Raw genomic sequence first — 20,437 nt, 5'->3', positions numbered from 1 at the left:
CCAGTATCCGCGACCGGAGCCCGGATGGACGGCAGCCGCCCTAGACCGTTGCGGTACGGGTGGCTGCGGGGCGCCGTTCCCGGTGGGTCTCCCGCAGCCGCTGGCTGATCACCTGCGAGATGCCGTCGCCCTTCATCGTCACGCCGTACAGGGCGTCGGCGGACTCCATGGTGAGCTTCTGGTGGGTGATCACGATCAGCTGGGAGTTCTCCCGCAGTTCCTCCATGATCCCGATCAGCCGGCGCAGGTTGGTCTCGTCCAGGGCCGCCTCCACCTCGTCCATCACGTAGAACGGGCTGGGCCGGGCCTTGAAGATCGCCACCAGCAGCGCCACCGCGGTCAGCGAGCGCTCGCCGCCGGACAGCAGCGACAGCCGCTTGACCTTCTTGCCCGGCGGGCGGGCCTCCACCTCGACCCCGGTGGTGAGCATGTTGTCCGGATCGGTCAGCACCAGCCGGCCCTCCCCGCCCGGGAAGAGCCGTCCGAAGACGCCCTCGAACTGGGCGGCGGTGTCGTGGTACGCCGAGGTGAACAGCTGCTCGACCCGCTGGTCCACGTCGCGGACGATGTCCAGCAGGTCGCGCCGGCTGCGCTTGAGGTCGTCCAGTTGCTCGCCGAGGAACTTGTGCCGTTCCTCCAGCGCGGCGAACTCCTCCAGGGCCAGCGGGTTGACCTTGCCGAGCTGCTGGTACGCCTTCTCGGCGGCCCTCAGCCGCTTCTCCTGCTCGGCCCGGACGTACGGGTGGGGCTCCCCCGGCTCCCGGCCCTCCTCCGGCGCGGCGGGCGGGACGGGCTGGTCCGGTCCGTACCCGGCGAGCAGCTCGCCGCCGTCGATGCCGAACTCCTCCAGCGCGCGGGACTCAAGCTGCTCGATCCGCAGCCGCTTCTCCGCCCGCAGCACCTCGTCCCGGTGCCCGGCGTCGACCAGCTTGTCCAGCTCGTCCTTGAGGCCGCGGCCGTGCTCGCGGTGCTCCCGCAGCTCCTCCTCCCGCTCGGCGCGGGCCAGTTCGACGGCCGCCCGGCGGGCGTCCGCGCGGGCCAGCGACACCTCGAGGCAGGCCAGCAGCTGCCGGGCGCCCGCCGCGACGGCGTTCGCCACCCCGGCGTCGCGCTCGGCCCGCCGACGGCGCTCGGCGGCCCGGGCCCGCGCCTCGCGCTCCGCTCGGGCGGCGCGGTCCAGTTGGTCCGCCCGGCCGGCCAGCGCGCGGACCCGCTCCTCGTGGGTGCGGACCGCGAGCCGGGCCTCCAGCTCGGCCTGCCGGGCGGTGCTCGCGGCCTCCGCCAGCCGCTGCTGTTCGGCCGGGTCGGGCTCGTCCTCCCCCGCGTCCGCCGACTCCTCGGCCGCGGCCAGGCGACGCGCGGACTCCTCGGCCGCGGCCAGCACGTCGGCGAGGCCCCGCTCCGCCCGCGCGGCGGCGGCGGAGAGCCGCTCGGCCTCCCCCGCGGCGGCGCGCGCCTGTCCGCCGAGCCGGCCGAGCGCGCCCGCGACCTCGGCCCGCTCCTTCTCCGCCTGCCGGCGCAGCACGTCGAGCCGCTCCACCTCGGCGGCCGACTCCCTTCGCCGCTCGGTGAGTTCGGCCAGCCGGCCGGCCGACTCGGCGCAGCGGACGGCGAGTTCGTCGATCGCCCGGGCCGTCTCGTCCACCGCCGCCCGGGTCTCCAGCAGGCTCGGCGCCCCGCCGGAGCCGCCGTGTGCGTATCCGCTGCCCAGCCGGTCCCCGTCGGGGGTGACGGCGGACAGCGCCGGGCGCTCGGCGACCAGCCGCAGCGCCGCGTCCAGGTCCGCCACCACCGTGACCCCGTGCAGGAGTTGCCGTACGGCGCCGAGCAACTCGGCAGGGCCGTCGACCAGTTCGGCGGCCCATCGGGCGCCTTCGGGCAACTCCCCCGCCCCGTCCGTCACTTCGGCCGCACCGGACCCCGTCGTCGCATCCGCGATCAGCAGCGCGGCCCGCCCGGCGTCGTCCTCCCGCAGCAGCCGCAGCGCCCGCGCGGCGGCGGCCGGCGTGGCGACGGCCACCGCATCGGCGGCGGCCCCGAGCGCCGCCGCCACCGCCACCTCGTACCCGGCCTCGATCCGCAGCAGCGCGGCCGCCGGGCCGAGCAGCCCGTCCAGCCGGTCCTCCGCCGCCAGCAGCGCGCCGGTGCCGTCCTTGCGGCGCAGTCCGAGCGAGAGCGCCTCGTGCCGCGCGGTGAGCCCGGCCCGCTCGCGCTCGGCCACGCCGGCCGCCTCGCGGGCGTCGGCGAGTTCCCGGTCGACGGCGGCCAGCCGCTCGCGCGCCTCCCGGAGCCCGGCGTCGGCCCGTTCGTCGTCCCCGGCCTGGGCGTCGACCTGCTGCCGGAGCTCGTCCAGTTCGGCCTGCGCGGCCTCGGCCCGCAGCAGCGCCTCGTCCCAGGCCTCGGTGAGCCGGTCGGTCTCGGCCCGGGCCGCGGCGGCCTTGGAGCGGGCGGCGGCGGCCTGCCCCTGCAGCCTGGCCAGCCCCTCTCGGCGGTCGGCGATGGCCCGGGCGGCGTCGCGCAGCCGGCGTTCCTCGGCGGCCAGCTCCCGTTCCAGGTCGGTCTTGCGCTCGACCGCCTCGGCCAGCGCGTACTGCGCCTCCTCCAGCGCTTCGGCCAGGGCGGACTCCTCCTCGCGGATCCGCTCGGCCTCGCGCTCCAGGTCCTCCGGGTCGCGTCCGCGCCGTTCCTCCACCCGCTCCCCGGCGGCGGCGTGCCGGGCGCGGGCCTCGGCGAGTCCGATCGTGCCGCGGGTGCGTTCGGCGAGCGCGGAGAGCCGGTACCAGGTCTGCCGGGCGGCCTCCAGGCTCGGCCCGAGCTGCTGGACCTGCGCCTCCAGGACGCGTTCGCGCTGCACCGCGCGGGCCAGCTCCTGCTCGACGGTGGTCCGGCGCAACCGCAGCGCCAGCTCGTCGGCGACCTCGGCCTCGACGGCCCGGCGGAGCGTGGACAGGTCGTCGGCGAGCAGCCGCAGCCGGGCGTCGCGCAGCTCGGCCTGGATGCCGGCGGCCCGCCGGGCGATCCGGGCCTGCCGGCCGAGCGGGCCGAGCTGGCGGCGCAGCTCGGCGACCAGGTCCTGGACCCGGTTGAGGTTGGCCTGCATCGCGTCCAGCTTCCGCAGCGCCTTCTCCTTGCGCTTGCGGTGCTTCAGGACGCCGGCCGCCTCCTCGATGAAGGCACGCCGGCCCATCGGGTCGGCGTGCAGGACGGAGTCGAGCTGCCCCTGTCCGACGATGACGTGCATCTCGCGGCCGATGCCGGAGTCGTAGAGCAGCTCCTGGATGTCCAGCAGGCGGCAGGTCTCGCCGTTGAGGGCGTACTCGCTGCCGCCGTTGCGGAACATCGTCCGGGTGATGGTCACCTCGGCGTAGTCGATCGGCAGGGCGCCGTCGGCGTTGTCGATGGTGAGGCTGACCTCCGCGCGGCCGAGCGGGGCGCGCCCGCTGGTCCCGGCGAAGATGACGTCCTCCATCTTGCCGCCGCGCAGCGACTTGGCGCCCTGCTCGCCCATCACCCAGGACAGCGCGTCGACGACGTTCGACTTGCCGGAGCCGTTGGGGCCGACGACACAGGTGATGCCGGGCTCGAAGCGCAGGGTGGTGCTGGAGGCGAAGGACTTGAACCCGCGCAGCGTCAGACTCTTCAGGTGCACGCGGCCGGTCTCCTCATCGCTCGCCAGGTGGCCCCAGCGTGCGACTGTATCCGGAGTCCGACACGACGAAGGGACGCCACATCAGGGCGTCCCTTGCAAGCTGCGTCCCTTGCGGGGCGGCTCAGTGCACAGCGGCGTCGATCTGCGAGACCGGGCGGGACTCAGGTGAGAGCCGGCTCCCGCTGATCCAGATCGATGCTGTTGAGCAGCGAGTGCTCGTCAGCGACAGCGGTGAGAGCGTCGTTCTCAGCCTGCATCCGAAGGAGCTCGGCTTCAAGGTCCTGGACGCGCTGCTGAAGCCGTCGCATCTCGGAGAGCATTCGCGGGTCGGGGCCGCCGACGTACCCGAGAAGCGCCTTTGCCATGATGAATGGTCCTCCACGCTGAGTGACCGAACCGGAACGGTACAGGTCTAGGGGGAAGGGGGACGCACGCGCGGCGCGCCTCCCGAAGTGCTGGCTGGGCACTCCGGCACAACCACCGTGAGCTGGGCTCACGAGGGCATGCGCCGGCCGGGAAAACGCGGTCGTGTGCGCGGGCTTCCAGCGTCTCACCAAAGACGGAAAGGGTCAACACGATCACCGCACGCTACCGCGCCCCTGTCACCTGCCCGGCGGTGTGGTCACGCCTGGGGGTCCATCGGGACGGGTCCACCACGTGCTCGTGGATCATCGTTCGATGCGGAGTCAACCACGAGTCTGCCCGGATGGCAACCTCGTGACACCGACAGTTCGGATCTTTTCCCGGCGGGCCGGGCGCAGGGGTCGCGCGCGGCGGCTCAGCGGATCTCGAAACCCTCGTAACCAGGGCCGACGGCCGTCCAGATCTCGGTGACGCCGCTGACGCGGCCCGGGGTCCCGGGGCCGCGCAGCAGGGCCAGCAGCTGCTCGCAGTCGGGCGCGAGGCCCTCCGCGACCACCTGGACCCGGCCGTCGCCGAGGTTGCTCGCGTAGCCGGTCAAGCCGATCTCCAGCGCCCGTGCCCTGGTCCACCAGCGGAACCCGACCTGCTGGACCTTCCCCCGGACCCAGGCGGTGACCCGGACCGGTTCCTCACTGTGGGCGTCGCGACCGTGCATGCCCCGACCCTAGCCGTCCGCGCTCACGGTCACCGCTCGGACCCGGTCACCGCTCGGACCCCGGCTCCCGCGGACGGGAGCGGCCCCGCCGGTGAACCGGCGGGGCCGCGTGGGTTCGGGCGCCCCGATCGGGCGCTCGGCTCGGGGCTACCAGTCCCCGCCGCCGAAGTCGCCACCGCCGCCGCCACCGAAGTCGCCGAAGTCGGAGCCGCTGAAGTCGGAGCCGTTGAAGTCGGCCCCGGTGTAGTCGCCGCCCTCGTACTGGTCCTGGTAGCCGTGGTGGCCACCGTCCATCATGGGCGCCGCGGCGTAGGCCGGGGTGCTCATCATCGAGCCGAGCATGGTGCCGACCAGCAGGCCGGGCAGCAGGCCGCCGCCGAAGCCGCTGTAGTAGCCGCCCGCGTAGGGCGCGTACGCCGGACCGGCGTTCCAGTACGGCTGCTGCCCGTGGTCGGTGTCCACGGTGCGGACGGCCGGGTCGAGGCCCGCCGCCACCCGGTCCGCGTCGGCCTGGCAGACCGGGACGCTACGGGCGGTGCCGCCGGGCGGTGCCCAGTCGACGTCCTTGACGGACGGGCCGTGGCGCGGGTCCATGAAGCACGGGGGGCGGCGCTCGGGCAGCGGGCGCTTGTCGCGCCGGGCCGCCAGGGTGGCCAGCGCGAACCGGCCGTCCTCGATCGCCTCGGTGACCTGCTTGACGTCGTCCGGCCGCTTGGCCTCCTCCATCAGCCGCTTGGACTTCTCGTACGAGTCCAGGGCGTGGGTGTAGTCGGTGCGCTGGGTGTCGTCGGCGTCGGCCGCGGCCGGGTTGAAGTCGAGCCGGTCCAGCTCCTCGCCGAAAGCGGTGATGTCCTCGTCCACCACCCGGCGCAGCTGCTCCAGCTCGGCCCGGGCCTGCTCCTCCTTGCGCTTCTTGGCGCGGCGGAAGAGGAGGAAGACGCCGGCGCCGGCCAGCGCGATCAGCACGACCGGGATGACCACCCAGGCGATCGAGGTGCTGTGGTTGACGCCCTGGCCCTTGGTCTGCGGGGCCGCCTGGTCGACGAAGTCGTTCAGGGTGGCGTCGATGTCCCCGTGGTGGGCGCGCCCGACGGCACCGGAGATCCGGGTGGCGGCGCCGGCGGCCATCGCGCCCTGGTCCGCCTTGGCGAGGAAGCCGTCCCCGCGCCAGACCGCGTAGACGCCGTCGATGCCCACCAGGGCACGCAGGTCGGGGATGACGGTCTCCTTGGCGTACGCCGGGGAGTCCGGGACGACCGCGATGAAGATCGGCTTGTCGGCCTTGTCGATCTTCTTGGTCAGAGCGTCGGCCTGGGCCTGACTGAAACGGCCGGTCATCGCGGGATCGACGTAGACCTTGCCCTTCTTCAGCGTCGCGGAGGCGTCGCTCAGCCCGCCGTCGGCCGAGGCCGCCGGTGCCAGCAGGAGCAGCAGCCCGAGCAGCGCCGCCACCAGGGCAAGTGGCCCGGCGCCCCGGGAACGTCGTGCAAGGGTTCTCATGTCCCCGACGCTACCGCGAGTGACGTCGGAGCACGCCATACCCTTCGCATACTGGTGGGGGCGGCACTCCCCGCCGTCCGCAGGGGCCGCACCCGTCCTCGGGGATGATGTTCCCCCCAGCCGACCCTGACACGGGCGGGGCGCGGGAACCGCGGAAGCCGCCCGGACGTACGTCCCGGCAGGTCCGGCCCCGGTTCCGGGGCGTACGGGGGCGTGCCGACCGTACCGCGCGAGCGGGCACACTGGTCCGGGGCCACCGGTCCCCTGGCCTGTCCTGGACCCAGCCCGTTCTCGACCCCACTCCCGATCGGAGCACTTGGTGATCATCGGCCTCGTCACCGCCGTGGCGGCCTCCGCCTGCTACGGCACCGGCTCGGTCCTGCAGGCCGTCGGATCCCGCCGTTCCGCCCGGGAGGAGGCGGCCAAGGGCGCCACCACCTCGACCACCGAGCACGGCGGACCGAGCCTGTCCTCGACCGCGAAGGCCGCCGTCACCTGGGAGTTCATCCTCGGCACGGTGCTCGACCTGGTCGGCTTCGGGCTCGGCGCGCTGGCCGCCCGGCTGCTGCCGCTGTTCCTCTCCCAGACCATCATCAGCGCCAACCTGGTGATCACCGCGCTGCTCAGCATCAAGCTCCTGGGCATGAGGCTCAAGCGACTGGAGTGGGCCTCGATCGGCGTGCTCTGCTCGGCGCTGGTGCTGCTGGCCGTCTCGGCCGGCCCGGAGGGCGGCCACCACGCGGACATGTCCTTCCACTGGTGGCTGCTGATCGTCACCACCGTGCTGCTGGTCGGCGGCAGCCTGCTGGTGCGGCGGATGGGCGCGAACGGCGCGATCGTCGCCGGCCTGCTGTCCGGCCTCGGCTTCGGCGCCCTGGGCGTCGGCGTGCGCATCCTGAACGGCGTCGACCCGTTCGACCTCGGCACGCTGCTCTCCGACCCGGCGCTGTACGCGATCCTGGTCGGCGGCCTCGGCGGCATGTACATCCACACCGTGGCACTGCAGATCGGCTCGGTGAACGGCGCGACGGCCGCCCTGGTGGTCGGTGAGACGGTGCTGCCCGGCGCGGTCGGCGTGCTCTGGCTCGGCGACTCCTCGAAGGCCGGCCTGGGCTGGCTCGGCGTCGTCGGCTTCCTGCTCGCGGTGGTGTCCGCGGTCGGGGTCGCCTACTTCGGCCAGGACACCCACGGCGCACCCGGCGACGCGGACGCCGGGCAGCCCGAACTCGCCGGCCGGCCGTAACGGCCCGGCGCGGTGGGCCGAGGGGCGACGCCGGTCCGGTGCCGGCTCAGCCCCAGCTGCGGGCCCGCGGCACCCGCTGGCCCTCAGCCCCCGGCGCGGGCCCGCGGCACCCGCTGGCAGCGGGGGCAGAAGTAGCTGGAGCGGTTCATCCACGCCGCCCGCCGGATCGCCGTCCCGCAGCGGCGGCACGGCTCGTGCTCGCGGCCGTAGGCGTCCAGGTCCCGGGAGAAGTAGCCGCTCTCGCCGTTCACGTTGACGTAGAGGCTGTCGAAACTGGTGCCGCCGACGGCGAGCGCCGCGGTCATCACGTCCCGGGCGTTGGCCAGCAGGACGGCGGCCTGGGCGCGGGTGAGCGTCGCGGTCGGACGGTCGTAGTGCAGCTTGGAGCGCCACAGCGCCTCGTCGGCGTAGATGTTGCCGACACCGCTGATCAGGGTCTGGTCGAGCAGCGCGCGCTTGACGGTGGTGCGCCTGGCCCGCAGCGCGGCCACGAAGGCCGCGTCGTCGAAGCGCACGTCGAGCGGGTCGCGGGCGATGTGCGCGATGGAGACGGGTGTGCCCTCGGGGTCGCCCGCCTCGGCGTCCTCGACCGCCAGGCCGCCGAAGGTCCGCTGGTCGACGAAGCGCAGTTCGCGTCCGCCGTCGGTGAAGCGCAGCCGGACGCGCAGGTGCGTCTCGTCGGGCACCGACGGGTCCTGGACGAGGAGTTGGCCGCTCATCCCGAGGTGGCCGATCAGCGAGAAGCCCGCTCCGGTACCGGACAGCGGCACCCACAGGTACTTGCCGCGCCGCTGCGCGGTGCCGAGGGTGGTGCCGGCGAGACGGGCCGTGAAGTCGGCCGCGCCGGCCGGCTGGCGGCGGACCGCGCGCGGGTGCAGCACCTGGACGTCGGCGACGGTCCGCCCGACCACCCAGTTCGCCAGACCGCGGCGGACGACCTCGACCTCGGGGAGTTCGGGCACGGGAAGGGACCTCCTGCGTCGGTACGGATCCGTACGGACCTCGGTACGGACCGGTACGGGCCTGTACGGCTCCGTGCGGCTCCGTACCGACCTGTACGGATCGGCAGGGGAAAGGCTACTCGGCGGTCACGCCCCGGCGGGCAGCCGGTCGGCGTACTTCTCCTTGATCGCGCGCCAGGCGCTCTCGGCGGCCTTCTGCTCGGCTTCCTTCTTGGAGCGGCCGACGCCGCTGCCGAAGTCCTCGCCGGCCACCCGGGCCGCCGCGGTGAAGGTCTTCTCGTGGTCCGGGCCGGACTCCATGACCACGTACTCGGGCACCCCGATGCCCACCGAGGCGGTGAGCTCCTGCAGGCTGGTCTTCCAGTCCAGGCCGGCGCCCAGCTGAGAGGACTCCTCGATCAGCGGGTCGAACAGGCGGTGGACGAACTCGGTGGCGGCGTCCAGTCCCTGGTCCAGGTAGACGGCACCGATCACGGCCTCGACCGTGTCGGCGAGGATCGACGACTTGTCGCGGCCGCCGGTGCCCTCCTCGCCCTTGCCGAGTCGGATGAACGCGCCGAGGTCCAGGCCCCGGCCGACGTCCGCGAGCGCGCGGGAGTTGACCACCGCGGCGCGCAGCTTGGCGAGCGTGCCCTCCGGGACGTCCGGGTGGACGCGGTAGAGGGTGTCGGTCACCACCAGGCCCAGCACCGAGTCGCCGAGGAACTCCAGGCGCTCGTTGGTGGGCAGCCCCCCGTTCTCGTACGCGTACGAGCGGTGGGTCAGGGCGCGTACCAGAAGGGCGCGCTCGAGCGTGTACCCGAGGCGCCCTTCCAGGACGTCGTATTCGGTCGAAGCCGGCCCGCCGGCCTTGCCGCCGCCCGAAGGGGAACCCTTCGGGGCAGAGGACGCCTTGCGGGTGGAGTTACCGTCCGACATCGATCCGTGCACCCCGCCGATCAGACCGAGAGGACCTGGCGACGGTTGTACGTGCCGCAGCTCGGGCACGCGATGTGGCCCAGCTTGGGCTCGTGGCAGCGGTCGCACGCCACGAGGGCCGGAACGACGGCCTTCCAGTTGGACCGACGGTGGCGCGTGTTGCTGCGCGACATCTTCCGCTTCGGAACAGCCACGGCTACTTCTCCTGGTTCTCGGCGAGACCCTCACGGGTGTCGCTGGTCTTGATCCCGTCACCCTCGTCGCCGGGGGCGGCGGAGAGTCCCTGCAGAGCCGCCCACCGGGGGTCGACGGCGTCGTGGTGGTGCGCCGGGTCGTCGCTCAGGCGCGCTCCGCACTCGGAGCACAGGCCCAGGCAGTCTTCCTGGCACACCGGCTGCAGCGGCAGTGCGAGCACCACCGCGTCACGCAGCACCGGCTGGAGGTCGAAGTAGTCGCCCTCCAGGCGGTAAGTCTCTTCTTCCGAGTCCTCGTCGAGGTCCTCGGCCCCGGCGGTCCGGGCGCGGTGGCGCTCGTCGGACTCCGGGTAGTAGTACAGCTCCTGGAAGTCCACGTCGACGTCGAAGTCGACGGGCTCCAGGCACCGGACGCACTCGCCCTCGACGTGGGCCTCGGCGGTGCCGGTGACCAGCACGCCCTCGACCACGGACTCCAGGCGGAGCTCCAGCTCGATCGGGCTCTTCTCCGGAACGCCGATCACGTCGATGATCCCGAAGCCCTCGGGGGCCTCCAGGGTCCGGCTCACCTTGCGCATCGCACCGGGACGACGGCCGAGCTCGTGCGTGTCGAACACGAGGGGGTCGCGGTGGTCGAGGCGGTTCACGGTGTCCTGACTTCCAGAGGAGGTGATCGGTGGCTCCCAGGGCCGGTCGGCGTTGCGCGGGCAAGCCGACGGCCGGACATGGGGATGCCGGAGTGGTCAGACTACCGGAGTCTCCCGCCAGGCCCAACTTCGGTCCCGTCAGGAGACTCCGCGACGATCCGGTCAGCGGCCGCCGAGCTCCCGCAGCCTGGTCATGTCGATCATGCTGGTGTCGAAGAAGCTGGTCTCGTCCAGGCCTTGGCCCTGCCCCTGCCCCTGGCCCTGCTGCTGGTGCGGCACGGCCGGCGGGGCGGCGGGCGGCTGCGGGTAGTGGTAGCCGTCGTACGGCTGCGCGCCGTAGCCCTGCTGCGGTTGCTGCTGCTGGTACCCGTAGCCGTCCTGCTGCTGGGCCGGGTAGCCCTGCTGCTGGTAACCGCCCTGCTGCTGGCCCCACTGGGCGCTGTAGGGGTCACCCTGGCCGGCCGGGTCGAAGCCGCCGCCGTACACCTCGACGTACGGCCCGTTCTGCTGCTGGGCCGCCGCCGCGTACTGGTCGCTCCCCTGCTCCTGCCAGCCGGCCGCGGCCGGGGTCTGCTCCGGCCAGGTCTGCTGCTGCGGGACGTCCTCGCGGTACCAGGCGATGTCATCGCCGTCGGCGTCGGTGGCGAAGCCCGCCGCGACGGCCTCGGCCCGCTCCTTGGCCTGCTGGGCCTCGTCGGCGGCGGCCAGGTAGGCGCCCAGCTCGTCGATGGGCCGCTTGCCGAGCAGCTTGTCGCGGCCCTTGCCGACGGCCTCCAGGGTGGCGCTGAGCACGTTCTCCAGCGTGGCCAGCTTCACATCGACGTACTCGTCGACCTCGGGGCTGGGGGTGGTCCGCTGCGGCCGGAACTCCTCGCCGTCCCCGTCGCCCTCGTGCTCGGTCTCGAAGACGCTGGAGTCGCCGCGCAGCTTGGTGCGGCCGCGGCCGACGGCGCCGAGGGTCTTGGTCAGCACGACCTCGAAGTTGGCGAGCTTGCTGTCCACGTAGTCGTCGGCCTCGGCCCGCTTGGCCTCGACCTCGGCCCGCGCCTCGGCGAGGATCCGGTCGGCCTGCGCCTGGGCCTGGCGGACCACCTCGGTGTCCGAGATCAGCGAGCCGCGCTCGGCGTGCGCACCCTGGATGATCCGGTCGGCCTCGGCCTGGGCGCCGGCCACCACCTGCTCGTGGTCGGCCATCACCGACTGGGCCTGGGCGAGTTCGGCGGGCAGGGCCGCCTTGAGGTCGTTGAGCAGGCCGATCAGCTCGGCCCGGTTCACCACGCAGGAGGCGGACATCGGCATCGAGCGGGCGTTCTCGATCGCCGCCACGATCTCGTCGACCTTGTTCTGCACGTCCACGGGGGCTTCGTCTTTCCGTGTGCCGCCGACGCTCCGGCGGAGGCAGGCCCGGCGCGGTGGACCTCACCGCAGGGCAGGAATACAGACTGTACGGCCACCCCGGGGCAGGGTCACAACGCCCGAGCCGAGCCGACCTCCCGGCCTCCGGACAAGTCGTGACGAACCGGCAGAAAAGGACAGCCCGCCGCGGCGACCGGCCGGCCGACCGCCTACTGCGCGGCCCTGCGCTCCGCGATCCGCTCGACCAGCCGGCGGTGCACCGTCTCGGGCAGCAGGTGCGAGACGTCGCCGCCGTACGAGGCGACCTCCTTGACCAGCGTCGAGGAGAGGAAGCTGTAGGTCGGCGAGGTCGGCAGGAACAGCGTCTCGACGCCGGTCAGCCCGTGGTTCATCTGGGCCATCTGCAGCTCGTAGTCGAAGTCGCTGACGGCGCGCAGTCCCTTGACGATCGCCGGGATGCCGCGCTCCCGGCAGAAGTCCACCAGCAGGCCGAGGTGCGACTCGACCACGATGTTGCCGTACTTGGCCGTGGTCTCCTCGATGAGCTCGATCCGCTCCTCGATGGTGAACATGCCCTGCTTGTTCCGGTTGATCGCGACCGCGACATGCACCACGTCGTAGAGCTTCGAGGCCCGCTCGATGATGTCCAGGTGACCGTTGGTGATCGGGTCGAAGGACCCGGGACAGACGGCTCGGCGCATGGCGTGTGTGCTCCCTCGTGGGGTGACGGCTCGGGCGGGCCTCGGCCCGCTACTCCTGCTGGTCGGCCGCGGCGGCGGCGCGACCGTACCAGAGCGTGCCCTCGCCGTAGCGGCGGGAGCGCAGCCCCTCGAAGCCCTCGGGCCAGTCGAACTCGCCGCCACGGGTGCTGCGCTCCACGGTGACGAGTGTGTCCTCGGCGAGCCAGCCCCCGGCCAGGAGTGTGATCAGCATCTCGCGCAGTTCCGCGTCCGTGACCGCGTACGGCGGGTCCAGGAACACCAGGTCGTACGGGCTCTGCGGCGGCGGGCCGCCGACCACCTTCTCCGCCTTCGCGGCCCGGACCTCGGCGCCCGGCAGGCCGATCGAGCGGACGTTCTCCCGGATCACCCGGGCCGCCTGGGCGTCCGCCTCGACCAGCAGGACGTGCTCGGCACCGCGCGACAGCGCCTCCAGCCCGACCGCGCCCGATCCGCCGAACAGGTCCAGCATCCGGGCCCCGTGCAGGGTGCCGCGCAGCGCCTCCAGGGTGGAGAACATCGCCTCGCGGGCCTTGTCGGAGGTCGGCCGGGTGCCCCGGCCGGGCGGTACGGCCAGTCGGCGGCCGCCGGCCGCCCCGGCGATCACGCGGGTCATGGTGGTGGGAGGTCCTTTCGTCGCTGCCCGACCACGCTATCCCGCCCCGAGCCGAAGGGGCGCGCCGGTGCCGAAAGGGAGAAGCGAGGAGGCCCGAGGAACGAGGGCCTTGGAGCGCCGACCGTCGGCACCGGGCAACGAGCGCCCCGGAGGCGAGCGGGCGAGTCACAGCCCCGAGCCGAAGGGGCGCGCCGGTGCCGAAAGGGAGAAGCGAGGAGGCCCGAGGAACGAGGGCCTTGGAGCGCCGACCGTCGGCACCGGGCAAGGAGCGCCCCGGAGGCGAGCGGGCGAGTCACAGCCCCGAGCCGAAGGGGCGCGCCGGTGCCGACGGCCCGCCCGCCGCGCCCGCGCCGGGCACCTGCGGCCCGCCGGGCCGCAGGTGCCCGCGCACTCAGCTGCTCAGCTCGCCTCGGAACCCGCGGACTGGGCCGGGACGGCCGCGCCGAGCAGGGCCGGCGAGGCGTAGCGGGACCAGGACAGGCAGCCGTCGGGCGGGCAGAACTCGGGGCGGCGCGGGTCGTGCCCGAGCTCGCGCAGCTTGGTCCGGACGGAGTCGGGCGTGCGGCCGAAGCGGGCGGCGATCCGGGCGACGGTCTCGCCGTCGTGGAAGCGCCGGACCAGCTCCTCCTCGTGCTGCGGCACCCAGGGGGCGCCGTGGCCGGGGTAGAGCTCGCGCAGCACGTCGCGGTCGGGGATGGGCTCGGAGACGTCGGCGACGATCGCCAGCGCCCGCAGCGCGCGGTTGAGCGCGATCCGCAGCGAGGCGACGTCCTCGACCGGCAGGCGGAGCTTGCCCGAGGCGAGCGGCGCGGCGGCCGCCCCCTCGCGCCAGCCGGTCAGGGTGAGGGTGACCTCGCGGTCGTCGTCGCTGGCGAGTTCGATCCGGAAGACCTTGTCGCCCAGCGGGAGCTCGTTGAGATGACGGAATGCCATGGCAGGACCCCCAAGTGTCGCGCCAGGAACGCACCTTGGGGGTGCGCCCTGAACAATGACATTCTCTCGCGGGGGTCTGACAATTCCCGGGGCCGACGGCCCGCTCAGCCCTTCTCCATGTAGGCCGCGCGGTCCTCGTCGAGCAGGCTCTCCAGCGCGGTGCGCAGCTCCGGGTGGTGGGCCAGTTCCGGGTCCTCCGCGACCAGGCGGGTGGCCTCGGTCCGGGCGGTCAGGATGACGTCCTCGTCCTCCAGCACCGAGAGCACCTTGAGCGAGGACTTCACCCCGGACTGCGCCTGGCCCAGCACGTCGCCCTCACGGCGCTGTTCGAGGTCGATCCGGGACAGCTCGAAGCCGTCCAGGGTGCCCGCGACCGCGTCCAGCCGGGCCCGGGCGGGGCTGCCCGCGGGCATGTCGCTGACCAGCAGGCACAGTCCCGCCGCGCTGCCGCGGCCGACCCGGCCGCGCAGCTGGTGGAGCTGGGAGACGCCGAAGCGGTCGGCGTCCATGATGACCATCGCGGTGGAGTTGGGGACGTTGACGCCGACCTCGATGACCGTGGTGGCGACCAGGACGTCCACCTCGCCGGCCGCGAACCGGCGCATCACGTCGTCCTTGGCCTCCGGTGCGAGCCGGCCGTGCAGGATCTCCACCCGCAACCCGGCGAGCGGGCCCTTCACCAGCATCTCGGCCGTCTCCACGACCGAGAGCGGGGGCCGCCGTTCGTCGCTCGCGGCACCGAGGTCGGCGACGTCCTCGAAGTCCTCCTCGGCCGGCTTCCGCTTCCTCTTCGCGCCCTTCGGGTCGGCCGCGGGCTCCTCGTCCCCGATCCGGGGGCAGACCACGTACGCCTGGTGGCCCTTGCCGACCTCCTCGCGGACCCGCTCCCAGGCCCGGGTGAGGAAGTTGGGCTTCTCCAGCGCCGGGACGACGTGGGTGGAGATCGGCGAACGGCCGGCCGGCAGCTGGTCCAGGACGGAGGTCTCCAGGTCCCCGAAGACGGTCATCGCGACGGTGCGCGGGATCGGGGTGGCGGTCATCACCAGCAGGTGCGGCGGCTGCTCGCCCTTGGCGCGCAGCGCGTCCCGCTGCTCGACGCCGAAGCGGTGCTGCTCGTCGACCACGACCAGGCCGAGGTCCTGGAACCGGACCTTGTCCTCGATCAGCGCGTGGGTGCCGATGGTGATCCCGGCGTCCCCGCAGGCCATGTCGAGCAGCGCCTGGCGGCGGGCCGGGACGCCCATCGACCCGGTCAGCAGCACCACCCGGGTGCCGAGGTCCGAGCCGCCGAGCATGCCGCCCTCGGCGAGGTCCCCCATCATCTCGACGATCGAGCGGTGGTGCTGCTGGGCGAGCACCTCGGTGGGCGCCAGCAAGACGGCCTGGCCGCCCGCGTCCACCACGGCGAGCATGGCCCGCAGCGCCACCAGGGTCTTGCCGGAGCCAACCTCGCCCTGGAGCAGCCGGTGCATCGGGTGCTCGGTCGCCAGGTCGGCGGCGATCTCGGCGGACACCTTCCGCTGGCCCTCGGTGAGGGTGAACGGCAGCCGGGCGTCGAAGGCGTCCAGCAGGCCGCCCGCGCGGGCCACCCGCGGCTTGGCGGGCAGCGCCGAGTCGGCGGCCCGGCGCCGGGCCAGGGCGACCTGGAGCACGAAGGCCTCGTCCCAGCGCAGCCGGCTCTGGGCGCGCTCGCGGTCGGCGTGGCTGCGCGGGCGGTGGATCAGCTCCAGGGCCTCGGGCAGCGGGATCAGGTCGTGCCGCGCGCGCAGTTCGGCGGGCAACGGCTCGCCGACGTCGCCGAGGTGCTTGGTGAGCGCGGTCTCGATGCAGATCGACAGCTTCCAGCTGGGCATCTGCGCGCTGGCGCCGTACACCGGGATGAGCCGGCCGGCGAACTGCTTCGCGGCGTCCGACCCGGCGTCCTCGTCCAGCAGCTGGTAGTCGGGCGAGACCAGCTGGCGGGTGCGGTTGAAGACGCCGACCTTGCCCGCGAACAGGCCCTGGGCGCCGGCCCTGAGCTCCTTCTGCCGCCAGCCCTGGTTGAAGAAGACCAGCGAGAGCCGGCTGCGGCCGTCGGTGACGACGACCTCCAGGCGGTCGCCCTTGCGGCCGCGGAAGGGGATCAGGGTGACCTTCTCGATCCGGGCCAGCACGGTGACGTGCTCGTCGATCTCCAGCTCGTCCAGGCTGGTGAGCTGGCCGCGCTCGACGTAACGGCGCGGATAGTGGTGCAGCAGGTCCCCGACCGTGCGCAGCTTGAGGCTGTCGGCGAGCACCTTCGCGGTGCGGTCGCCGACGAGCTTGGTCAGTGGTTCATCGAGAGCGCCCATCAGCGCCCTGTTTACACCACCGGGCCGACAAAACCGGACTGCTACTCGACCCCGATGAGCAGTGGTGCCGGCTCCTGCCCGCCGTGGAAGACCACCGCGTCCACCTCGGGCCGCCGGTGGCGCACGTGCGCGACCAGCCGCTCGGCGAGCGCCTCGTCCGCACCCTCGCCGAGGATCAGGGTGACGAGTTCGCCGCCCGCGCCGAGCATCCGGTCCAGCACGCTCTCGCCGACCTCGGCCAGGCCCGCGCCGATCACCGCGACGTCGCCGTCGATCAGCCCGAGCACGTCCCCGGCCTGGCAGACCCCGGCCATCGTCCAGGACTCGCCCTCGGCGACGGCCAGTTCGGCGTAGCGGGTGGCCCCGGCGGCGGAGGTCATGGCGACCACGTCCTCGTCGAAGCGCCGGCCGCCCTCGTGCACCGCGAGCGCCGCCAGTCCCTGCACCGGCGAGCGGGTGGGCAGGACGGCGATCCGGACGCCCTCCTCGCGCAGTTGGTCGGCGGCGGCCCCGGCGGCGGCGCGCAGCTCCGGGTCGTTGAGCAGCAGGACGACCTCCCGGGCGGCCGAGCGGCGCACCGCGGCGGCGAGTTCGGCGCTGGCGGGCGGGCGGTCCGGGTCGGCGTGCAGGACGAGGGCGCCGGCCTGCTCGCAGAGTTCGGCCAGGCCCCGCCCGGAGACCACCGAGAGCACCGCGCGGGCCCGCTCCTCGCGCTCGCCGCGCTCGGCGGATCGGTCGGCCCGGGCGGCGGCCTCGGCGAAGTGCGTGATCCGGATCTGGTGCGGGCGCCCGGCCTCCACCCCGGCCTCCACCGCGGCGCCCGCGTCGTCCACGTGGACGTGCACGTTCCACAGGCCGTCGCCGCCGCCGATCACCAGCGAGTCGCCGAGCCCGGCGAGCCGTTCGCGCAGGGCGGGCAGCGCCTCGTCCGGCGCGTCCAGCAGGTAGATGACCTCGAAGGCGGGGTGCCCGGGGCCGGGCGGCCGGACGTGCGCCTCGCAGCTCTCCACGGCCCGGACGTCCCCGCGCAGCGCCACCGGTCCCATCGGCTGCTGCCCGGCGACGGCGTCGGCGAGCGCGCCGAGGACGGCCACCAGACCGCGCCCGCCGGCGTCCACGACGCCGTTCTCGGCCAGCACGGCGAGCTGCTCGGGGGTGTGCCGCAGCGCGTCCCGGGCGGCCCGGTAGGCGGTGTCGGCGACCTGTGCGAGGCCGTCCCCGGCCCCGACGGCCTCCCGGGCGGCGACCCGGGCGACGGTCAGCAGGGTGCCCTCGACGGGCTCCGCGACGGCCTGGTAGGCGGAGTCGGCGGCCCGCTGCAGGGCGGCCCGCAGGTGTTCGGCGCCGCCGCCCCCGGCGAGCGTCTCGGCGGTGCCGCGCAGCCACTGGGCGAGGATCACCCCGGAGTTGCCGCGGGCGCCGATCAGCGCGCCGCGGGCCATCGCCCGGACGGCGTCGGCCAGGCCGGGGGCCGGGTCGGCGGCGGGATCGGCGAAGCGGCTCTCCACCGCGGCGGCGGCGGACTCGACGGTCAGGTAGAGGTTGGTGCCGGTGTCGCCGTCCGGGACCGGGTAGACGTTGAGCGCGTCGATCTCCTCGCGGGCCTGGCCGAGCGCGCGCAGGGCGAGCTGGCACCAGGTGCGCACGGCCGGGGCGTCGAGCGTGTGCAGCACCAGGTCTCCTCCGGATGGGACGTCGCGATGGCCGGTGGGAACGGCCGGCGGGAACGGCAGTGCCCGCGCGGCTGCGGCGAGGGGTGGTACCGGCAGGTTATCGGGGACGGGCAGGCCCGTCCGGACCGGCGACCGGAGCGATCACTCAGCCGGTCATGGTAGTTTCGTGGGACGGAAGCAAGCGTTGTATGCTCTTCCGGTTGCCTGGAACCGTCCAGGCTCACCCCCTTGTCCGGTCTGGTTCACGTGAGTGCTCCGGTGGGTGAGCGGGGTTTTCGAAAGTATCTGATCTGAAGTCTTGGAGTGACTCCTGTGGCTGCCAACTGCGACGTCTGCGGCAAGGGGCCGGGCTTCGGCAACAGCATCTCCCACTCTCACCGCCGTACCCCCCGTCGTTGGAACCCCAACATCCAGACGGTGCGCGCTGTGATTGGGCGGACGCCGAAGCGGCTCAACGTCTGCACCTCGTGCATCAAGGCCGGTAAGGTCTCGCGCTGACGCGCAGACCGGCATGCCGGTCCTCCAGTGAGCCGGTTCATCCTCGGATGGGCCGGCTTCGCTGTTTCCACGGCCGGCGACGCCGCTTTCCGGACTCACCACTGGTGGGCGGGCTCCCTCGGGAACCCGCCCACCAGTGTCCTGTCCGGGCCGCCGCGCCGTCCGGGCCGATCAGCGCCAGCGCCAGGCGTGGTCGACCGGCCCGATCCCGGCGCCCAGCGCGAAGCCCCCGGCGATCGCGCCGGTGACGTACTCCTTGGCCGAGCCGACCGCCTCCGGCAGCGGCTCCCCCTTGGCGAGGCCGGCCGCGATCGAGCTGGCCAGGGTGCACCCGGTGCCGTGGGTGTGCCGGTTGTCGTGACGCGGCGCCCGGTACCAGTGCACCTCTCCCGGCCCGCCGTACAGCAGGTCGGCGGCCTCGCCCTCCAGGTGGCCGCCCTTGACCAGCACCCAGCGCGGGCCCAGGTCGAGCAGTGCCTTGGCGGCGTCCAGCATCTGCCCCTCGTCCTCGACGGTCCGGCCGGTGAGCTGCGTCACCTCGTGCAGGTTGGGGGTGGCCAGGGTGGCGACCGGCAGCAGCTTCGCGCGGACGGTGCCGACGGCCTCGGCGGCCAGCAGCGCGTCCCCGTGCTTGGAGACGCCGACCGGATCGACGACCACCGGGGCGGCCACGCCGGCCAGCAGGTCCGAGACGGTCTCGACCAGTTCGACGGACGCGAGCATGCCGGTCTTCACGGCCTGCACCCCGATGTCGTCGACCACGCTGCGGAACTGCGCCCGGACGGCTTCGGCGGGCAGTTCCCAGTAGCCCTGGACGCCGAGCGAGTTCTGCGCGGTGACGGCGGTGATCACGCTCATGCCGTGGACGCCGAGGGCGAGCATCGCCTTCAGGTCGGCCTGGATGCCGGCGCCGCCGCCGGAGTCGGAGCCGGCGATGGTGAGCACGCGGGGCGGGGCCGGCCGGGGAGGAGCAGTCAAAACCATGGGTCCCAACCTACCTGCGCCGGTTCACAGCACGGCCTCGGATTCCACCCAGCGGTCCTCCGGCACCGTCTTCAGCCGGGTCACCGCGTCGCCGATCGGCAGCAGTTCGATCCCGGTCCGGCGCAGCGCGGTGAAGTGCCCGAACGCGCCCCGGTGGACCGCCTCCACGGCGTGCCAGCCGAAGCGGGTGGCGAGCACCCGGTCCCGGGCGGTCGGGGTGCCGCCGCGCTGGGTGTGGCCGAGGATGACCGGACGGGCCTCCTTGCCGAGCAGGTCCTCCAGCTCGTGGGCGAGCCGGTTGCCGATCCCGCCGAAGGTCCGGTGGCCGAACTGGTCGACCGCGCCGTGGTCGAAGCGCATCGTGCCGGGCACCGGAGTGGCGCCCTCGGCGACGGCGATGATGGCGAACTTCTTGCCGCGCGCGAAGCGGTCCTCGATCATCCGGGCCACCGCCTCGATGTCGAAGGGCTTCTCCGGGATCAGGATGCCGTGCGCACCGCCGGCCATGCCCGCGGTGAGGGTGATCCAGCCGGTGTGACGGCCCATCAACTCGACCACCATCACCCGCTGGTGGGACTCGGCGGTGGTCTTCAGCCGGTCGATCGCCTCGGTCGCGACGTGCACCGCGGTGTCGAAGCCGAAGGTGACGTCGGTGGCGTCGATGTCGTTGTCGATGGTCTTCGGCACCCCGACCACCGGCAGTCCGGCGTCGCTGAACAGCTTGGCCGCGGTCAGCGTCCCCTCGCCGCCGATGGCGATCAACGCGTCGATGCCGATGTCCCGGGCCAGCACCTTGGCGTTCTCCACCGCCCACTCGATCCGGTCGCGCCGCACCCGGGCCGAGCCCAGGATGGTGCCGCCGAGGGTGAGCAGGCCGGTGACGTCGTCGTGCGAGACCGTCCGGGTGCGGCCCTCGATCAGGCCGAGGAAGCCGTCCAGGATGCCGACGATCTCGTCACCGTGGACGTCCGTGCCCCGGTGCACCACCGAGCGGATCACCGCGTTGAGACCGGGGCAGTCGCCGCCGCTGGTCAGTACACCGATGCGCATGTCAGGTGTGCTCCCGCTCGCAGTGGTTCGGGCCGCCCGCGCCGGGGAGGGGCGGGCGGGCTCGGATGCGGCAAGCGTACGCAAAAC

18 protein-coding genes are annotated in these 20,437 nt (G+C 73.6%); 2 read left to right on the top strand and 16 right to left on the bottom strand.

Features of this window, described 5'->3' with window-relative positions:
* Nucleotides 1-40 precede the first annotated feature (40 nt).
* The 4 genes from smc to ACZ6Y7_RS31560 all read right to left on the bottom strand — a co-directional run bounded on the left by smc (nt 41) and on the right by ACZ6Y7_RS31560 (nt 6,227).
* The gene (smc, locus tag ACZ6Y7_RS31575; RefSeq protein WP_465761355.1) at nt 41-3,649 is read right to left on the bottom strand and encodes a chromosome segregation protein SMC; all 3,609 of its coding nucleotides are present in this window, start codon (nt 3,647-3,649) and stop codon (nt 41-43) included.
* A 161-nt stretch (nt 3,650-3,810) separates the two neighbouring features.
* Nucleotides 3,811-4,014, bottom strand: coding sequence for a hypothetical protein (locus tag ACZ6Y7_RS31570; RefSeq protein ID WP_045702518.1), 204 nt, complete (start codon nt 4,012-4,014; stop codon nt 3,811-3,813).
* 413 nt (nt 4,015-4,427) lie between these two features.
* Entirely contained in the window at nt 4,428-4,727 is a 300-nt protein-coding gene (locus tag ACZ6Y7_RS31565; RefSeq protein ID WP_465761354.1) for an acylphosphatase, read from the bottom strand.
* Between the two features lie 147 nt (nt 4,728-4,874).
* Nucleotides 4,875-6,227, bottom strand: coding sequence for a hypothetical protein (locus tag ACZ6Y7_RS31560; RefSeq protein ID WP_465761353.1), 1,353 nt, complete (start codon nt 6,225-6,227; stop codon nt 4,875-4,877).
* A gap of 319 nt (nt 6,228-6,546) precedes the next feature.
* On the opposite strand from ACZ6Y7_RS31560, the gene ACZ6Y7_RS31555 reads away from it, so the two are divergent.
* Nucleotides 6,547-7,470, top strand: coding sequence for a DMT family protein (locus ACZ6Y7_RS31555; protein WP_465761352.1), 924 nt, complete (start codon nt 6,547-6,549; stop codon nt 7,468-7,470).
* 83 nt (nt 7,471-7,553) lie between these two features.
* On the opposite strand, the gene mutM is transcribed toward ACZ6Y7_RS31555, so the two are convergent.
* From mutM to ACZ6Y7_RS31505, 10 genes are all read right to left on the bottom strand, one after another.
* Nucleotides 7,554-8,432: a bifunctional DNA-formamidopyrimidine glycosylase/DNA-(apurinic or apyrimidinic site) lyase gene (gene mutM, locus ACZ6Y7_RS31550; RefSeq protein ID WP_465761351.1), complete on the bottom strand. Its 879-nt coding sequence runs from the start codon at nt 8,430-8,432 to the stop codon at nt 7,554-7,556.
* 126 nt (nt 8,433-8,558) lie between these two features.
* Nucleotides 8,559-9,350, bottom strand: a complete 792-nt coding sequence (gene rnc / locus ACZ6Y7_RS31545) for a ribonuclease III (RefSeq protein WP_465761350.1) — start codon at nt 9,348-9,350, stop codon at nt 8,559-8,561.
* Between the two features lie 20 nt (nt 9,351-9,370).
* The gene (rpmF, locus tag ACZ6Y7_RS31540) at nt 9,371-9,544 is read right to left on the bottom strand and encodes a 50S ribosomal protein L32 (RefSeq protein WP_030056747.1); all 174 of its coding nucleotides are present in this window, start codon (nt 9,542-9,544) and stop codon (nt 9,371-9,373) included.
* A gap of 2 nt (nt 9,545-9,546) precedes the next feature.
* Nucleotides 9,547-10,191, bottom strand: coding sequence for a YceD family protein (locus tag ACZ6Y7_RS31535; protein ID WP_465761349.1), 645 nt, complete (start codon nt 10,189-10,191; stop codon nt 9,547-9,549).
* 162 nt (nt 10,192-10,353) lie between these two features.
* Entirely contained in the window at nt 10,354-11,547 is a 1,194-nt protein-coding gene (locus tag ACZ6Y7_RS31530; protein ID WP_465761348.1) for an ATP synthase F0 subunit B, read from the bottom strand.
* Nucleotides 11,548-11,756: 209 nt separating this feature from the next.
* Nucleotides 11,757-12,248 carry a pantetheine-phosphate adenylyltransferase gene (gene coaD, locus ACZ6Y7_RS31525; RefSeq protein ID WP_465761347.1) on the bottom strand — a complete coding sequence of 164 codons (492 nt, stop codon included), beginning with the start codon at nt 12,246-12,248 and terminating at the stop codon, nt 11,757-11,759.
* Between the two features lie 49 nt (nt 12,249-12,297).
* A complete protein-coding gene (rsmD, locus tag ACZ6Y7_RS31520; RefSeq protein WP_465761346.1) occupies nt 12,298-12,882 on the bottom strand; it encodes a 16S rRNA (guanine(966)-N(2))-methyltransferase RsmD in 585 nt (194 codons plus the stop codon).
* Between the two features lie 399 nt (nt 12,883-13,281).
* Complete coding sequence (locus tag ACZ6Y7_RS31515) at nt 13,282-13,815, bottom strand: hypothetical protein (RefSeq protein WP_355674667.1); 534 nt, start codon at nt 13,813-13,815, stop codon at nt 13,282-13,284.
* A gap of 104 nt (nt 13,816-13,919) precedes the next feature.
* Nucleotides 13,920-16,145 carry an ATP-dependent DNA helicase RecG gene (recG, locus tag ACZ6Y7_RS31510; RefSeq protein WP_465761345.1) on the bottom strand — a complete coding sequence of 742 codons (2,226 nt, stop codon included), beginning with the start codon at nt 16,143-16,145 and terminating at the stop codon, nt 13,920-13,922.
* 41 nt (nt 16,146-16,186) lie between these two features.
* Nucleotides 16,187-17,818 carry a DAK2 domain-containing protein gene (locus ACZ6Y7_RS31505; protein ID WP_465761344.1) on the bottom strand — a complete coding sequence of 544 codons (1,632 nt, stop codon included), beginning with the start codon at nt 17,816-17,818 and terminating at the stop codon, nt 16,187-16,189.
* Between the two features lie 312 nt (nt 17,819-18,130).
* Between ACZ6Y7_RS31505 and rpmB the strand changes: the two genes are divergently transcribed.
* A complete protein-coding gene (gene rpmB / locus ACZ6Y7_RS31500; protein ID WP_014138233.1) occupies nt 18,131-18,316 on the top strand; it encodes a 50S ribosomal protein L28 in 186 nt (61 codons plus the stop codon).
* A gap of 171 nt (nt 18,317-18,487) precedes the next feature.
* Here the strand turns inward: rpmB and thiD are convergent, their stop codons facing one another.
* The gene (thiD, locus tag ACZ6Y7_RS31495) at nt 18,488-19,300 is read right to left on the bottom strand and encodes a bifunctional hydroxymethylpyrimidine kinase/phosphomethylpyrimidine kinase (protein ID WP_465761343.1); all 813 of its coding nucleotides are present in this window, start codon (nt 19,298-19,300) and stop codon (nt 18,488-18,490) included.
* A gap of 24 nt (nt 19,301-19,324) precedes the next feature.
* The gene (locus ACZ6Y7_RS31490; RefSeq protein WP_465761342.1) at nt 19,325-20,350 is read right to left on the bottom strand and encodes an ATP-dependent 6-phosphofructokinase; all 1,026 of its coding nucleotides are present in this window, start codon (nt 20,348-20,350) and stop codon (nt 19,325-19,327) included.
* Nucleotides 20,351-20,437 lie beyond the last annotated feature (87 nt).

This window comes from Kitasatospora sp. NPDC053308 (assembly GCF_055585785.1).
The sequence above is the reverse complement of the archived record's forward strand: the minus strand, read 5'-3'. Positions and strand labels throughout refer to the sequence as shown.

What these genes read in the sequence shown, in the direction of transcription:
- ACZ6Y7_RS31570 (WP_045702518.1), bottom strand. Translation starts at nt 4,014, where the DNA reads ATGGCAAAGGCGCTTCTCGGGTACGTCGGCGGCCCCGACCCGCGAATG.
- ACZ6Y7_RS31565 (WP_465761354.1), bottom strand. Translation starts at nt 4,727, where the DNA reads ATGCACGGTCGCGACGCCCACAGTGAGGAACCGGTCCGGGTCACCGCC.
- ACZ6Y7_RS31560 (WP_465761353.1), bottom strand. Translation starts at nt 6,227, where the DNA reads ATGAGAACCCTTGCACGACGTTCCCGGGGCGCCGGGCCACTTGCCCTG.
- rnc (WP_465761350.1), bottom strand. Translation starts at nt 9,350, where the DNA reads ATGTCGGACGGTAACTCCACCCGCAAGGCGTCCTCTGCCCCGAAGGGT.
- coaD (WP_465761347.1), bottom strand. Translation starts at nt 12,248, where the DNA reads ATGCGCCGAGCCGTCTGTCCCGGGTCCTTCGACCCGATCACCAACGGT.
- rsmD (WP_465761346.1), bottom strand. Translation starts at nt 12,882, where the DNA reads ATGACCCGCGTGATCGCCGGGGCGGCCGGCGGCCGCCGACTGGCCGTA.
- ACZ6Y7_RS31515 (WP_355674667.1), bottom strand. Translation starts at nt 13,815, where the DNA reads ATGGCATTCCGTCATCTCAACGAGCTCCCGCTGGGCGACAAGGTCTTC.
- recG (WP_465761345.1), bottom strand. Translation starts at nt 16,145, where the DNA reads ATGGGCGCTCTCGATGAACCACTGACCAAGCTCGTCGGCGACCGCACC.
- thiD (WP_465761343.1), bottom strand. Translation starts at nt 19,300, where the DNA reads ATGGTTTTGACTGCTCCTCCCCGGCCGGCCCCGCCCCGCGTGCTCACC.
- ACZ6Y7_RS31490 (WP_465761342.1), bottom strand. Translation starts at nt 20,350, where the DNA reads ATGCGCATCGGTGTACTGACCAGCGGCGGCGACTGCCCCGGTCTCAAC.